Genomic DNA, 14,595 nt, shown 5'->3' with positions numbered 1-14,595 from the left:
TCACCTTCCAGTACGACGGAATCCCGAGGAGCCACCGATGACCACCACCGACCCTACGGCAGCCGCCACCGTCGACAACGAGACGATTTCCGCCTACCGCCGCGACGGCGTCGTCCGGATCCGGAACATCATCGGCCGCGACGAGGCGGCCCGGTTCGCGGCCGCCGCCACCGAGTGGACCGCGAACGCCGACGACAACTTCGAGGGTTCCAAGATCTTCAACCAGTACGTCAACGTGTGGCGGCAGAACGGCGTACTCAAGGAACTCACCCTCGACCCGCGGCTGGCTGCCGCCGCGACCGCGCTCGCCGGGGTACCGGTGCGGATCTGGCACGACCAGCTGCTGATCAAGCCGCCGCACAACGGTGCCGCGACCGAGTTCCACCAGGACGCGCCGTACTGGCCGCATGCCGGCTCCCGCGCCTCGCTGTCCGCCTGGATCGCGCTCGTCGACGTACCGGTCGAGCGCGGCTGCATGACCTTCATCCCGGGCTCGCAGAACCACCAGGACCTGCGCAGCCAGGACCTGTCCGACCGCGACGACATGTTCCGCGCGGCGCCCGACCTGCGCTGGGAGGAGCGCCTGACGATCCCGCTGCAGGCCGGCGACTGCACCTTCCACAACGCGTACCTCGCGCACTCGGCGACGCCGAACTTCACCGACGACCCGCGGATCGCGCACGTGAACATCTACTTCGACGCGGAGGCGACGTACACCGGCGGTGGCCACGTCGTCACCGACGGCCTCGGCCTGACCGTCGGCGCACCGCTCGACCACGAGCTGTTCCCGCGCGTGTGAGCGTTTACACCGTGGCATAAGTTGTCTGCGTGCGTCTGCTCACCGACATCCGCCCGCTGCGTGAGTCCGCCGACTTCCGGAGACTGTGGATCGGGTCGACGGTGTCGCAGCTCGGTCAGCAGATGACCGCGGTGACGGTCTCGATCCAGGTGTACGCGCTGACGCACTCGACGTTCGCGGTCGGCCTGGTCGGGCTCTGCTCGCTGGTCCCGCTGATCGTGTTCGGGCTGTACGGCGGTGCGATGGCCGACGCGATCGACCGCCGTACGCTCGCGCTCGTCTCCTCGACCGGGCTGTGGCTGCTGTCGATGGTGCTGGTCCTGCAGTCGCACCTCGACTGGGGACAGGTCGGGGTGCTGTACGGCGTGGTCGCCTGCCAGTCGGCGTGCTTCGCGGTGAACAACCCGGCCCGGTCCGCGATCATCCCGCGGCTGATCCGGCCCGAGCTCCTCCCGGCCGCGAACACGCTCAGCCAGGCGGCGTTCAACCTGGGCTTCACCGCCGGGCCGTTGCTCGGGGCGGCGGTGATCGCCTGGCAGGGGTTCGCGGCGGCGTACCTCGTTGACGTCATCACGTTCACCGCGGCGCTGTACGCGTTGTTCCGGCTGCCGCCGGTGGCGCCGACCGGCGAGGTCCGGCGGGCCGGGCTGCGGTCGGTGCTCGAGGGGTTCGCGTTCCTGCGCGCGGCGCCGGCGTTGCTGGCGACGTTCCTCGCGGACATCCTCGCGATGGTGTTCGCGCAGCCGCGGGCGCTGTTCCCGGCGGTCGCCGGGGCGTTCTTCGGCGGCGGTGTGCGGACGGTCGGCGTACTGCAGGCGGCGCCGGCGATCGGGGCGCTGCTCGGCGTGCTGTTCTCCGGCTGGGTGACCCGGGTCCGGCGGCAGGGGATCGCGATCGTGCTCGCGATCACGGCGTACGCCGCGGCCGTCGGGCTGTTCGGGTTGTCGCGGACGATCTGGCTGGGCGTCGCGCTGCTGGCGATGTCCGGGGCGGCCGACATGGTGAGTTCGGCGTACCGCAACACCGTGCTGCAGTCGGCGGCCCCGGACGAGATGCGCGGGCGGCTGCAGGGCGTGTTCATCGTCGTGGTCGCGGGCGGGCCGCGGCTCGGCGACTTCGTCGTCGGTACGACGTCCTCGCTGACCAGCCCGACGGTCGCGCTGCTCGGCGGTGCGGCGGTGTGCATCACCGGGCTGCTGATCCTGCTCGCCCGGAACCGGCCGTTCCGGGAGTACGACGCGCGGACGCGGGCGCTCAGCTGATCAGCCGCCGGTGGCGAGCTTCCCCAGCACGGTGAACCAGGAGTCCATGTCCGGATTCACCCGGGTCATCTCCTTGCCGCCGACCGTGACGACCTTGCGGTCACCGAGCGGCTTCTTCAGCTTGATCGGCGTCAGCGAGATATTGCTGTCCGGCGGGCACGGTACGTCGCTGTCCAGGAAGATCTTGATCTCGGTGTCGGACTGCTCCACCCGCAGGTCGCCGACACACTTCGGGCCGGCCGGGACCAGCAGGTCGGCCTCGCTGTACTTCGGCGCGTTCTGGATCCAGTGCAAGTACTTCGGCCGCTTGCCCTTCACGACCTGGTAGTACTCCATCGGCAGCGGGTTCTTCTCGTCCGAGATCCCGGTGCCGTCGCCGAAGAACGTGCCGAAGATCATGTCGTAGCACGGGTCCTTGACGTCCGGCCCGTCGATCGCGCCGAACGCGCGGGCCGCCTTGTAGCAGCCGATCGCCTCGCGGTTCAGCGAGACGTTGAAGCCGATGATCGCGAGCGCGCCGACCACCATCGAGATCGCCAGCATCCGGCGCGACCGCAGCTGCTGCGGCCCGAGCACCCCGGCCGCCCGCCGGGTCTCCTCCGGCGTCGCGTCGGCCGGCAGCGCCGTACTGCGGAACAGCGCCATGATCGAGCTCGTCAACTGCGGGTTGATGATGGTCGGAATGGCGTAGACCAGAATCAGACCCACGATCACGAGGACGGCGGGGAGCAGCGACCAGTAATTTCGCACGGCAGCAAGATACGGGGCCATCGGGCCGTGCCCGAATAGCGGATACTCTTGCTGGGTGCCAGCCGAGACCTCGCAGACGCTCGACCGGGGACTCACCGTCCTCGAGTTGCTGGCGGACGCCCCCGACGGGCTCTCCATCACCGAGCTCGCCGCGGCGCTGGGGGTCAGCCGGACGGTGGTGTACCGCCTGGTGAACACGTTGGAGCTGCACCGGTTGGTGCGGCGGGACAGCGAAGGCCGGGCGCGACTCGGTCTCGCCGTACTCCACTACAGCCGCCGGGTGCAGCCGACGCTGCGTGACGCGGCGCTTCCGGTCCTGCGCTCGCTCGCCGAAGACACCGGTGCCACCGCGCACCTCACGGTCGCCGACGGCGAGGAGGCGCTGGCGATCGCGGTCGTCGAGCCCAGCTGGACCGACTACCACGTGTCCTACCGGATGGGCTCCCGCCATGCCCTCGACCAAGGCGCCGCCGGCAAGGCCATCCTCGCCGGCCGCCGCAAACCCGACCCCGCCGGCCGCCCCTTCGTAGTAACCGCCGGCGAGCTCCAGGCCGGCGCCCAAGGCGTGTCGTCCCCGGTCCTCGGCGTCCCGGGCGTCGAGGCGTCGATCGGCGTGGTCGTCCTGGGCAAGCTCGACCGCGACTTCGTAGGCCCCCGGGTAGCCCGGGCCGCAGTAGAAGTAGCCAAACGCCTTGCCTGATCTCGCACGCATCAAGAGCTGACAGGTGCTGCCTCGTGAGGGGCGAGCAGACGAGTTGACGGTGTTGCTCCGTGTGGTCCCGTTCGCGTCGGCATGCGGGACCCAACCCACCAAGTCCCAGCGCGGCGTGGCGGGGGACCGGGCCGGGTTGGGGAGGATTTCTTCCCTGTCCGGGACAGGATCCTCCCCAACCCGGCCGATGGCAGCACCTGTCAGCTCCTCATGTTCTTGGTGGCGGCTTCTACCAACGGGAGTACTCGATGGGGGATTTGTTCGGCGAGGGCGATGACGGTTGAGGCGCGTTGGATGCCTCGGACCTTGACCACCTGGTCGATCACCCGTTGCAGGTCCGCGTTGGAGCGAGCCACGATCCGGCACCAGAGGTCCTCGGCGCCGGTGATGGTGTGGACCTCCAGCACCTCCGGGATCCGCGCGAGTGCCTCGGCGACCGTGGTGTGACCTGAGCCCTGCTCGATCTGCAGTGTGGCGAACGCCGTCACCGGGTAGCCGATCGCGGTGGTGTCGATGTCCGGCCCCCAACCCCGCACGACCCCATCGCGGTGCAGCCGGTCCAATCGGGCCTGGACGGTGCCGCGGGCGACCCCGAGGCGGCGCGACGCCTCGAGTACGCCGACCCGTGGTTCGGCGGCGAACAGCGTCAGGATGCGGGCGTCCAGCGCGTCGACGGACATGCGAACTCTCCGGTGATAGTCAGACTGACCAAATAGCCTACCAACGTCGCCAGTCAACTAGACAGCATGCCTAGCCAATCAAGGATGTGTTGCGCAACCTGCCGCCCAGGAACAAGGCTCGGTGACACCACATCGACCCGGGAGGACCCCGATGACCAGCACCGACCTCACCCCCGCAGAGCTCGACGCCGATCTCGACCTCGACCAGCTGAAGCAGCTCGTCGGCCTGGTGCCGTACGACGAGAGCACCGACCCGTTCCCGGTCACCGCGATGGACGCCGTGGTGTTCGTGGTCGGCAACGCCACCCAGACCGCGAAGTGGTACCAGCTGGCCTTCGGCATGGACCTGGTCGCGTACGCCGGCCCGGAGACCGGCAGCAAGGACGCGAAGTCGTACGTCCTGAAGTCCGGCTCGGCCCGCTTCGTGATCTCCGGCGGCGTGAGCCCGAAGAGCCCGCTGCTCGACCACCACCGCAAGCACGGCGACGGCGTCGCGGACATCGCGCTCGAGGTCCCGGACGTGGACAAGTGCGTCGCGCACGCCCGCAAGGTCGGCGCGGTCGTCCTGGAGGAGCCGAACGATGTCTCCGACGAGCACGGCACGGTCCGCCGCGCGGCGATCGCGGCGTACGGCGACACCCGCCACACGCTGATCGACCGCAGCCGGTACGACGGTCCGTACCTCCCGGGCTTCGTCGCGGCGAGCACCCAGGTGAGCCGCCCCGCGGACCACCCGAAGCGCCTCTTCCAGGCCGTCGACCACGTGGTCGGCAACGTCGAGCTCGGCCGGATGGACGAGTGGGTTGCCTTCTACAACAAGGTGATGGGCTTCGTGAACATGGCGGAGTTCATCGGCGACGACATCGCCACCGACTACTCGGCGCTGATGAGCAAGGTCGTCGCCAACGGCAACCACCGGGTGAAGTTCCCGCTGAACGAGCCGGCGGTGGCGAAGAAGAAGTCTCAGATCGACGAGTTCCTGGAGTTCTACGACGGCGCCGGCGCGCAGCACATCGCGCTCGCCACGAACGACATCCTGCGCACCGTCGACATCATGCGGGCCAACGGCGTGGAGTTCCTGAACACCCCGGACTCGTACTACCAGGACCCGGAGCTGCGGGCCCGGATCGGCAACGTCCGGGTACCGATCGAGGAGCTGCAGTCGCGCGGGATCCTGGTCGACCGGGACGAGGACGGGTACCTGCTGCAGATCTTCACGGCGCCGATCGGGGACCGGCCGACGGTGTTCTACGAGCTGATCGAGCGGCACGGTTCGCTGGGCTTCGGCAAGGGCAACTTCAAGGCGCTGTTCGAGGCGATCGAGCGCGAGCAGGAGCGCCGCGGCAACCTCTGACGGCACTTTGACGATCAAAAGCTTGCCAGCAGCAACTGCACACGGCGTGTCGCCGTCCGATTACCGGAATGACTGTTGGGGCAGGCTCCGTTCGCGTAGTGTGCCTTCCTGAGTGCGCGTCGGGGCGCGTGCTCAGGAAGGGTTTCGTCATGAAGACACTGGGCCTGCTGCTCAGCACCGCCGGTGTGGGGGTGGGCGCGATCGCCCTCTCCGCCATGCCGGCCGCGGCGGTCAACGCCGCCAACTGCTCTGGCGCGACATCCATCGCATCGGCGCCGATGCTGCGGAACAACCAGCCGCCGAGCTGGGGCACGATCCGGCTGGTCCGGGACGGCTGCTCGCAGTACTGGGCCGAGATCACGATGGCGTCGCCCGTGGTGGCGAACGCCAAGGCCAACGCCTTCCTGGTGCAGTCCGGCGGCGGCAACAACGGCCGCACGCTGAGCTGTGACAGCAGCGGAGGCAACGGGTCCGTCATCCAGGGCCAGCGCACCTGCCGCACACCGAAGGTGAAGGCGACCAGCGGCAGCATCACGTTCACCGCCGTCGGCCGCGAGTACCACAACTACGGCGGCGGCTACCAGGAGATCTCGGAGAACGCCACCACCCGCACACGCTGAGACTGGGGTGCGCAGTACCGCGCAGTAGTTATTAGGCTCGGCGTATGAGTGAGGTTGTCGAGCAGTTGCGTCAGGTGCTGCCACCCGAGGCGTTGGTGACGGACCCGGACCGGATGGAGAGCTACCGGTACGACCGGGCGATGTTCTGTCCGGCCGGGATGCCGTTGGCGGTCGTGCTGGCCCGGGAGACCGCGCACGTGCAGGCGGCGGTGCGGGTCGCGAACGAGGCCGGCGTACCGATCGTCCCGCAGGGGGCGCGGTCCGGCCTGTCCGGGGCGGCCAACGCGCTGGACGGGTGCATCGTGATCTCGCTGGAGAAGATGGACCGGATCCTGGCCGTCGAGCCGGTGGACCGGTACGTCGTCACCCAGCCGGGCGTGTACAACGCGGTCCTGTCCCGCGCGGTCGCCGAGCACGGGCTGTTCTACCCGCCAGACCCGTCCAGCTGGGAGTTCTGCTCGATCGGCGGCAACCTGTCGACGAACTCGGGCGGCCTGTGCTGCGTGAAGTACGGCGTGACCACGGACTACGTGCTCGGCCTGGAGGTCGTGCTCGCCGACGGCCGGGTGCTGCGGACCGGCCGGAAGACCGTGAAGGGTGTCGCCGGGTACGACCTGGCGAAGCTGATCGTCGGCAGCGAGGGCACGCTCGGCATCATCACCGAGGCGACCCTGATGCTCCGCCCGGCGGCCGCCAAGCCGCGGACGATGGCCGCGCTGTTCGCCTCCGGCGTCGAGGCCGGGAACGCGATCCTGGAGATCATCCGCTCCGGCGTCTCGCTGAGCCTGCTGGAGATCATGGACCGGACCACGATCCAGGCGGTCAACAAGTACAAGCGGATGGACCTGCCTGAGGAGGCCGGCGCGATGCTGATCGCGCAGTCCGACGCGGGCGGCGAGGCGGGCGCGGCCGACGTCGCCGCGGTCGCCAAGCTCTGCCGCGACCACGGCGCGCTGGAGTGCATCGAGGCCGAGGACGACGCCGAGGGCGACATGCTGCTGGAGGGCCGCCGGGTCGCGCTGACGGCCCTGGAGCAACTCGGTACGACGATGATCGACGACGTCGCCGTACCGCGGTCGCGGCTGGCGGAGTTCATCGGCCGGCTGGAGCAGCTGTCCGCGGAGCTGGACATCACGATCGGCGTCCTGGGGCACGCGGGCGACGGGAACATGCACCCGACGGTGGTGTTCGACCAGACCGACCCGGCGCAGGCCGAGCGGGCGCAGCAGGCGTTCGAGCAGGTGATGGCGATCGGGCTGGAGCTCGGCGGCACGATCACCGGCGAGCACGGCGTCGGCGTCCTGAAGCGGACCTGGCTGGCCGAGGAGATCGGGCCGGTGGCGCTGGACGTCCACCGCGCGATCAAGAACGCCCTCGACCCGAAGAACCTGCTGAACCCGGGCAAGATCGTGGCCGGCTGATGCTGTGACGTAATCGCAACACAACTGCCGAGCCCATTCGACGTCCATGGCCATCGAATGTGACGTCGGGACTGGAGCATAAGAGGCTAGAACTCGCGGAGGACCGGATGCAGGGTAGGAGGCGCCCGATGGGTTGGTGGCGCCGTACCGTGCTCCCCGCTGTCGCCGTGGTGGTTGCGACGACCGTGCTCGCCGCCTGCGGGAACGGCGGCGGACTGCGGGTCGAGGGTCCCGAATCGCCGCCACCGGAGAGTGGGTCGCCGTCGGTCGCGGCCGGTACCGGCACTGCCTCGCCGCACCCGGCGAAGACCCCGGAAGTGGCCGTCGACCTGTACAAAGTCCGGGCCCGGCTGCTCGCCGACCGGCACCTGTCCAGCTACGCCCGGACAGTCCTTTCGAATTGCACGGTGATTTCGCGTTGCCTCAGCAGGGGTAAGACCGTTGATGTATTGCACAGCGGTACACCTCAGCAGATCGTCCTGATCCATACCCTGGAAAAGTTCGTCTTCGGTTTCTTCCTGATCGCGCTCGAGCCCTCCGGCCCGCGCCCGATCTGGAACCTGAACGTCGAGCAGCCGACCGTGAACGCCAGCCCCGGCGGGGACCTGGTGGTCGAGTCGAAGATCTTCACGATCAACGACCCGGTCTGCTGCCCGTCGGGTCGCCGGGTCGAGGTCTACCGTTGGAACGGTCGGCAGATGATCAAGGTGAGCTCGACGGACCAGTAGGGAGACTGAAGTTCGGTGGTACCGGAAGAACCGGCAGCGCGCATTCTCATGGTTGAGGACGACGCGGTGATCCGTGAGGCGACCCAGTTGACCCTCGAGCGGCACGGCTACGACGTGACCACGGCCGAGGACGGCCTGGAAGCGATCGAGCGTTTCGAGAAGATCCATCCCGACGTCGTGATGCTGGACATCATGCTGCCCGGGCTGGACGGGATCTCGGTGTGCCGCCGGATCCGCGAGACCAGCACGGTCCCGATCGTGATGGTGTCCGCCCGCGGCGACGCGCTCGACGTCGTTCTCGGCCTGGAGGCCGGCGCGGACGACTACGTGACCAAACCGTTCGACACCCAGGTGCTGGTGGCCCGGCTGCGGGCGGTGATGCGGCGCGCGGTCTCGGACCCGGAGCGCCCGGCACCGGCGGCCGGTTCCGGCGTCGAGTCGTTCGGCGACCTGGAGCTGGACCGGGAGGCCCTGGAGGTACGCCGTGGTGGCGCGACCGTCCAGCTGACGCCGACCGAGCTCAAGCTGCTGATCGAGTTCGCGAACAACCCGGGCGTGGTGCTCAGCCGCTCGACGCTGCTGCAGCGCGTCTGGGACTACGAGTGGGGCGGCGACGGCCGGCTGGTCGACGTCCACCTGCAGCGGTTGCGGACCAAGATCGGTGCCGACCGCATCGAAACCGTCCGCGGCTTCGGGTACAAGCTCAGGGCCTAGGGAATGGGACTGCGCGGCAAGCTCGGTCTCATCTTCCTGCTGGTCTCGTCGCTCGCGATCCTGGTGCTGTGCGTCGCGGTCTACACCCAGGCCCAGTCGGCCCGGCTGGACCGGACGCGCAGCTTCGCGGACGAGCGGATCCAGCTCGCGGCGCAGAGCTACGACACCAACGACGTACCGGTGTTCGGGGCGAAGCTCGACGACCCGGATCTGCCGCCGCAGCTGCGGGACGCGGTGCTGTCCGGGAAGCGGGCGACGTTCAAGACGGGATCGCCGCACGCGAAGATGTGGGCGGCGGTCGCGGTCAAGGACGGCAAGGTGCTGTCGATCGAGCAGGAATACGACAACACCGACGACTCGATGCAGGCGCTGCAGCAGGCGCTGATCCTCGGCGGGATCGGTACGGTCGCGCTGGTCGCCCTGGTCAGCGTGATCCTCGCGGGCAGCCTGTCGCGGCGGATCGTCGCGGTGGCCGGTACGGCGCGGCGGATCGCGGCCGGTGACCTGGACGCGTCCGCGGCCGAGACCGTTGGCAAGGGCAAGGACGAGGTGCAGTCGCTGGCGACCGCGCTGGACACGATGGCCAGCTCGTTGCGGGGTCAGCTCGAGGCGGAACGCCGGTTCACCGCGGACGTCGCGCACGACCTGCGGACGCCGGTCACCGGGCTGACCACGGCGGCGGAGCTGTTGCCGCCGGGGCGGCCGAGCGAGCTCGTCCGGGACCGGGCCAAGGTCCTGCGGCGGCTCGTCGAGGACCTGCTGGAGATCGCCCGGTTCGACTCAGGGGTCGAGCAGGCGGACCTGGAACTGGTCGGGCTCGGCGCGTTCGTCGGGTCCGCGGTCGGGCGGTTGCGGATGCAGCAGGCGCTCGCGGCCGACGACGTGATCGTGCACCTGAACGGGCCGGACGAGACGGTGTCCACCGACTCCCGGCGGATCGAGCGGATCCTCGCGAACCTGATCGTCAACGGACTCCGGCACGGCAAGCCGCCGGTCGAGGTGACGGTCAGCGGCCGGACCGTCGAGGTGGTTGACCACGGCAACGGCTACCCGGAGGAACTGATTGCCGAAGGCCCGCGCCGGTTCCGTTCCGGGATGGCCGAACGTGGGGTCGGCCACGGACTCGGGCTGACGATCGCGGCCGGTCACGCGAAGGTTCTCGGCGCCGAGCTGACCTTCGGCGAGGCGCCCGGCGGCGGCGCGCTGGCGCGGCTCGTGCTGCCCGCCGGACCTGAGGCGGAGTCGTAACACAACCTTTCCGCCGGCCGCCGCGTCTTCCTCTCCGTAACACCAACAAAACGAGGGGAAACCACAGATCATGCGTACTCAGTTCGTTCGTCGTACCGCCGCCGCTTTCGCCGGTGTCGCCCTGGCCGCCGCCGGTCTCGGCGTCGCCGGTGCCTTGCAGGCCAACGCTGCTACCACGCAGGTCGCGGCCGTCAGCACCCCGGCCGCGGCGAAGTCGATCACGATCAAGTCGGACAAGGCCACCGCGAAGGCGTGGGCGAAGGTCTCCTTCACCGGCAAGACCTCCGGGATCGCGGCGAACACGGTCGTACAGGTGCAGCGCCTGGAGAACGGCAAGTGGGTCAAGTTCCCGGCCAGCACCAAGGTGACCAGCCGGGCGACCTACTCGGTATGGGTGCAGAGCGGCCGCGTCGGCGTGAACACCTTCCGCGTCGTCGCCGCGAACACCGCCTCCGCCCCGGTCTCGGTGACCATCACCAAGTAGCCCGAGCCGGCGCCACTCCCCGGGGGAGGGGAGTGGCGCCGTATTCGTTCAGTGCGTGCCGTACACGTTGAGCTCCGCGGCTGATCCGAACACCGCTCCGTTCAACGAACTGGTACCGACGAACTTCACGTACCTACCGGGCTTGGGAGTGAAGTCCAGCCGTTGTACGGCGGTGGAGTTCGGGAACTCGCCGGTCGCGACCGGCGTACCCCAGTCCTGCCCGTCGGCGCTGACGTACAGCTCGTAGCCCTTGAACATTCCGTTCGTCCCGCTCTGCCGGGGCAGATAGGTGAACCCGTTCACCTGGTACGTCGACCCGAGGTCGAGTGTCAGGTAGTGCGGGAAGCCGGCCGGCGTACTGACCTGAGACCAGGCGGAATGCCAGATCGTGCTGGGGTTCCCGTCCAGCGCCATCGTCGCGGCGCCGCCGGTCGCGACGTCCTCGCTGTCCACGTCGACGACCTTGATCCGGGACTGCGGCACGATCCCCGGCGGCAGCACGGTGGCCTCCGCGGTGCTCGTCGCCCGGCCACCCGTTGCCGTCAGCACGTACTTCCCTTCCGCCGTACCGGCCGGTGGCGTGACGTCCCACGTCGTCGTCACGGTGGCGCCGGCGGTGACGATGGCGTGCGTCGCCGGAGTGGTTGCCGTCACGATCCAGCCGTCCGGTGCGGTCAGGCCGAGCGTGATGTTGCTGGCAGCAACCACGTCGTTGTTGGTGAACGTCGTGGTGACGGTGTTCGCCTCGCCCGAGACGAGCCCGGTCAGCCCGGTGACCGCGACCGACGTGCAGTCCGCCGGTTCGGTCGTCGTGCCGAGATCGGTGACGGCGAAGTTGTCCATCACGAAGTCGGTCTGGTCGCCGCCGTCGGTGAGCTTGCGCAGCCCGACCCAGTAGTCGCCGCCGCAGCCGGCCACGAACTCCTGGTCGAAGGTCGCCTTCGTCCGCTGCTCACCGATCGGCGTCGCCTGCACCTCGACGGAGTCCGGGCGATCGACGCCCTGGACCCACGTGTACTGCCCGGCGCGCCCGCTCTCGTAGTCGAAGCTGACCTTGTACTTATGCCCCGGCCGGAAGTCCACCGTCCACGGCGCGGTCCGGTACACGAGTCCTTCGTTCTCCTCGTGTGACTTCAGCGACCAGTCACCGTCCAGCACGTCGTCGACGAGCTTCCCGTTCCACCCGGCCTGCGTGTACGGCGCATGCTTCTTGGCGAGCACCGTCCGCGGGTCGGTCACCCCGCCGGCATCGCCCTTGATGAAGGGCCCCCACCCCTGATCCACCTCCTCGAAACCTTCAGCCGCTTGAGCCGCCGCGGTCTGAACCACCCGCACATCATCGAGCCGGACTTGTCCAGCTCCAGCCGCCGCTCCGATCACCAGGTCCGCGGTGCTTCCCTTGGCCTGGAAGACGATCCGTGCCCGCTGGTAGTACATGTCGTGCTTGTCGTCCGCCGCCACCATGTTCTTCACGGTCGACCGCGGCACCACGTTCTTCACCCCGTCGACGGAGATCGTCGTCGGCCGGTACGCCTCCACCCAGGCGGACGCGCTGTACGTACGCCCCTTCGTGAGCCCGGTCAGACGCTGGCTCACCGACGACGCCTTCTTCCCGAGCTGCGCCACGTGCTGCCCGTTCTCCAGCGTCGCGATACTCGCGTCGCCGGTCGCGTTCCACGCCGTGAGGTTGCCCGCGTTGAAGCCGGGGTCCTTCAGGTGCGTACCCTCGCCCCAGTTCACCGCGCGCGGCTGCGGAGCGGCGACCGGGTAGATCACGTACGGCTTGCCCGGAATCGCGTCGAGGGTGATCGCTCCGTGGTTCGCCCGGATGATGGTCGGCTTGGTACGGCCGGTGTCGCTCAGTTGGTAGGCGGTGAAGGTGCTGACGCCGGCGTACGCGGCCGGGAGCTGCCAGGTGGTGCGTCCGCCGGCCGGGTTGTAGTGGTACAGCTTCTTGTTGTTGTCCCACGGGAGCAGGTACTTGTCGCCGTCCAGCACCTTCGCGTTCCCGACGTACACGGTCCGCTTGCCGTTCTCGACGGCTCCGTGGACACCGCCGGTGAACGTGATGTCGTCGGCGTTCCAGTCCAGGATCTTCTGCTGCTGCAGGAACTTCGCGGGCAGGTTGCGCTGCCAGATGTTGCTGTAGAACGCGTTCCAGTCGGTCTCGCCGGTCCAGCCCTCGAACTCGACGATCGCGGACTGGCCGAGGATCGGGTCGTTGTTCCAGACGTCCTTCTCGTGGTTGCGGACGAACCGGATGATCTTCGAGTTCAGGCCTTTGTTGGTGGCGCCGCCGTAGTCGAGGTCGTTGGCCCAGTGCGACCACAGCGACGTCCGCTCGTGCCGGTCGGCCCATTCGGTGGCGATCTGCCAGCCTTGCGCGGTGAGCTGCCGGGTGAGGCCGTCGGCGAGCCAGCCGGACTGGTAGTACACGTCGATGTACAGCTCCTGGAGGTTCTTGTCGGTCTCGTCGCGCAGCTGCTGGAACCGCTTCACGATGTTGCCGGAGGCAAGATCGGGGCGCTGTTTGATGTAGTAGCTCTGGTTCAGCCAGTTCCAGCCCTTGGCGTTCTTGTCGACCAGGTCCTCGCTGAACGCGTTCGCCTCCGGGTACGCCTCGGTCGCGTTCACGTGGACGCCGAACGCTGCGTTCCACGCCTTGCGTTGCTTGAGCAACGTGTTCAGGTCGGTGAGCCCTCCCGCGCGGAGGCTGTAGTTGCCGCCGTAGTCAGGGTGTCCCGAGTCGTGTCCCTCGGACGCGTAGCCCTTCAGCAGCGCCATTTGCCCGAGCCCGTCGGTGGCCAGCGAGATCCGCTTGACGTCGTCGAGCGTCCGCAGGAACGGGTGCGTCGCCTGGCTCGCGAAGTTGAACGGGATGTGCGTGACGACCCGGTTCTTGACCTGGTCGCCGCCGTTCGGCTCGGTCATGATCGAGCGGAAGGCAACCGCGCCGTCCTCCCAGTCCACGGTCTTGTCGTTGTTGGCGTCCGGCGTGACGACGACCTTCGCCCAGGGGAGCGGTTCGGTGTACGGCGAGGTGTCGGCGCGGTACGTCCACTGCCCACTCCACACGCCGACCCGGGTACTGCCGTCACTGCCCTTGCGGGCGCGGTGCCAGAACCGGGCGCCGTCGTCGACCGACGGACCGGTCGGCTTGTCGTACGTCGAGTTCGACTCGATGCCCGCGGCCAGCCCGCTGGTGTTGACGAACGCGTACGCCGCCCCGGCCGCGGACCCGTCCGCCGGGGTGCCATCGGTGACCGGGGTGATGTTGTCCGCGGTCCGGGTCGAGTCCGGGTCCAGCGTCGTGAACGCGGTCGTCGCGCCGGCGTCCGTACTGGCCACCGACACCAGGTCGTGGTTCGGGATGTCGATCGTATGGACGCGGTTGGTGTCGGTATCGCGGACCGCGTCGACCGCGAACGTCGTCACCCGGCCCGCGACGCGCAGGCTGGTGTCCAGCTCGACGCCGGGCAGCGCCTCGAAGCCGAGCGTGTACGACGCCTTGGCGGCATCGACGGCCGGCGTACCGACGAGGTGCGCAGTGCGGGCGACCCCGTCGATGGTGACCGTCGAGATCGCGTCCGGTTGTCCGCCGAGCGCCTGCCCGGAGGCGTTGTCGACGTACCTGATCACCCGCGGGAAGTCCGCCGCGACGGTGACCGTCAGCTCCGGCGACCGCAGTTCCGGGTCGCCGTTCGCGGGCTGCGCCTGGGCACCGGACGGCGCGACCAGCGCCGCGGCGGCCATGGCTACAGCCAGTACTCCACACCCCACTGAACGTTTCATGCCGACGAAGTTCGCACGCAAGCGCGAGTTC

Annotated in this window: 13 protein-coding genes; 10 read left to right on the top strand and 3 right to left on the bottom strand. The window is 68.9% G+C overall.

What is annotated here, in order from left to right:
- The first annotated feature begins 37 nt into the window (after window positions 1-37).
- Window positions 38-799 carry a phytanoyl-CoA dioxygenase family protein gene (locus tag ACXJJ3_RS13280; protein WP_458170315.1) on the top strand — a complete coding sequence of 254 codons (762 nt, stop codon included), beginning with the start codon at window positions 38-40 and terminating at the stop codon, window positions 797-799.
- Window positions 800-828: 29 nt separating this feature from the next.
- Entirely contained in the window at window positions 829-2,061 is a 1,233-nt protein-coding gene (locus ACXJJ3_RS13275; protein ID WP_458170314.1) for an MFS transporter, read from the top strand.
- Here the strand turns inward: ACXJJ3_RS13275 and ACXJJ3_RS13270 are convergent, their stop codons facing one another.
- Window positions 2,062-2,811, bottom strand: coding sequence for a hypothetical protein (locus ACXJJ3_RS13270; RefSeq protein WP_458170313.1), 750 nt, complete (start codon window positions 2,809-2,811; stop codon window positions 2,062-2,064).
- Between the two features lie 55 nt (window positions 2,812-2,866).
- Here ACXJJ3_RS13270 and ACXJJ3_RS13265 point away from each other — a divergent pair, with 55 nt between their 5' ends.
- The gene (locus ACXJJ3_RS13265; RefSeq protein ID WP_209698258.1) at window positions 2,867-3,511 is read left to right on the top strand and encodes an IclR family transcriptional regulator; all 645 of its coding nucleotides are present in this window, start codon (window positions 2,867-2,869) and stop codon (window positions 3,509-3,511) included.
- 212 nt (window positions 3,512-3,723) lie between these two features.
- On the opposite strand, the gene ACXJJ3_RS13260 is transcribed toward ACXJJ3_RS13265, so the two are convergent.
- Window positions 3,724-4,203, bottom strand: a complete 480-nt coding sequence (locus ACXJJ3_RS13260) for an Lrp/AsnC family transcriptional regulator (protein WP_458170312.1) — start codon at window positions 4,201-4,203, stop codon at window positions 3,724-3,726.
- 151 nt (window positions 4,204-4,354) lie between these two features.
- Between ACXJJ3_RS13260 and hppD the strand changes: the two genes are divergently transcribed.
- From hppD to ACXJJ3_RS13225, 7 genes are all read left to right on the top strand, one after another.
- Entirely contained in the window at window positions 4,355-5,557 is a 1,203-nt protein-coding gene (gene hppD, locus ACXJJ3_RS13255; protein WP_458170311.1) for a 4-hydroxyphenylpyruvate dioxygenase, read from the top strand.
- A gap of 149 nt (window positions 5,558-5,706) precedes the next feature.
- Complete coding sequence (locus ACXJJ3_RS13250) at window positions 5,707-6,177, top strand: hypothetical protein (protein WP_458170310.1); 471 nt, start codon at window positions 5,707-5,709, stop codon at window positions 6,175-6,177.
- Between the two features lie 44 nt (window positions 6,178-6,221).
- The gene (locus tag ACXJJ3_RS13245; protein WP_458170309.1) at window positions 6,222-7,598 is read left to right on the top strand and encodes an FAD-binding oxidoreductase; all 1,377 of its coding nucleotides are present in this window, start codon (window positions 6,222-6,224) and stop codon (window positions 7,596-7,598) included.
- Window positions 7,599-7,726: 128 nt separating this feature from the next.
- Window positions 7,727-8,326 carry a hypothetical protein gene (locus tag ACXJJ3_RS13240; RefSeq protein WP_458170308.1) on the top strand — a complete coding sequence of 200 codons (600 nt, stop codon included), beginning with the start codon at window positions 7,727-7,729 and terminating at the stop codon, window positions 8,324-8,326.
- A gap of 48 nt (window positions 8,327-8,374) precedes the next feature.
- On the top strand, window positions 8,375-9,040 hold the full coding sequence (gene cseB, locus ACXJJ3_RS13235; RefSeq protein WP_185759410.1) for a two-component system response regulator CseB: 666 nt from the start codon (window positions 8,375-8,377) through the stop codon (window positions 9,038-9,040).
- Window positions 9,041-9,043: 3 nt separating this feature from the next.
- Window positions 9,044-10,288, top strand: a complete 1,245-nt coding sequence (locus tag ACXJJ3_RS13230) for a HAMP domain-containing sensor histidine kinase (RefSeq protein ID WP_458170307.1) — start codon at window positions 9,044-9,046, stop codon at window positions 10,286-10,288.
- Between the two features lie 70 nt (window positions 10,289-10,358).
- Window positions 10,359-10,772, top strand: coding sequence for a hypothetical protein (locus ACXJJ3_RS13225; protein ID WP_458170306.1), 414 nt, complete (start codon window positions 10,359-10,361; stop codon window positions 10,770-10,772).
- Between the two features lie 48 nt (window positions 10,773-10,820).
- Here the strand turns inward: ACXJJ3_RS13225 and ACXJJ3_RS13220 are convergent, their stop codons facing one another.
- Window positions 10,821-14,564 (bottom strand): endo-alpha-N-acetylgalactosaminidase family protein, encoded by a 3,744-nt coding sequence (locus tag ACXJJ3_RS13220; RefSeq protein ID WP_458170305.1) that lies wholly within the window; start codon window positions 14,562-14,564, stop codon window positions 10,821-10,823.
- Window positions 14,565-14,595 lie beyond the last annotated feature (31 nt).

Source organism: Kribbella sp. WER1, from assembly GCF_054189145.1.
Note: the sequence above shows the minus strand (reverse complement) of the source record. Positions and strands in the feature narration are given on the sequence as shown.

Excerpts from the sequence above, each read along its gene's own strand:
- ACXJJ3_RS13280 (WP_458170315.1), top strand. The coding sequence starts at position 38 with ATGACCACCACCGACCCTACGGCAGCCGCCACCGTCGACAACGAGACG.
- ACXJJ3_RS13260 (WP_458170312.1), bottom strand. The coding sequence starts at position 4,203 with ATGTCCGTCGACGCGCTGGACGCCCGCATCCTGACGCTGTTCGCCGCC.
- hppD (WP_458170311.1), top strand. The coding sequence starts at position 4,355 with ATGACCAGCACCGACCTCACCCCCGCAGAGCTCGACGCCGATCTCGAC.
- ACXJJ3_RS13250 (WP_458170310.1), top strand. The coding sequence starts at position 5,707 with ATGAAGACACTGGGCCTGCTGCTCAGCACCGCCGGTGTGGGGGTGGGC.
- ACXJJ3_RS13245 (WP_458170309.1), top strand. The coding sequence starts at position 6,222 with ATGAGTGAGGTTGTCGAGCAGTTGCGTCAGGTGCTGCCACCCGAGGCG.
- ACXJJ3_RS13240 (WP_458170308.1), top strand. The coding sequence starts at position 7,727 with ATGGGTTGGTGGCGCCGTACCGTGCTCCCCGCTGTCGCCGTGGTGGTT.
- cseB (WP_185759410.1), top strand. The coding sequence starts at position 8,375 with ATGGTTGAGGACGACGCGGTGATCCGTGAGGCGACCCAGTTGACCCTC.
- ACXJJ3_RS13230 (WP_458170307.1), top strand. The coding sequence starts at position 9,044 with ATGGGACTGCGCGGCAAGCTCGGTCTCATCTTCCTGCTGGTCTCGTCG.
- ACXJJ3_RS13225 (WP_458170306.1), top strand. The coding sequence starts at position 10,359 with ATGCGTACTCAGTTCGTTCGTCGTACCGCCGCCGCTTTCGCCGGTGTC.
- ACXJJ3_RS13220 (WP_458170305.1), bottom strand. The coding sequence starts at position 14,564 with ATGAAACGTTCAGTGGGGTGTGGAGTACTGGCTGTAGCCATGGCCGCC.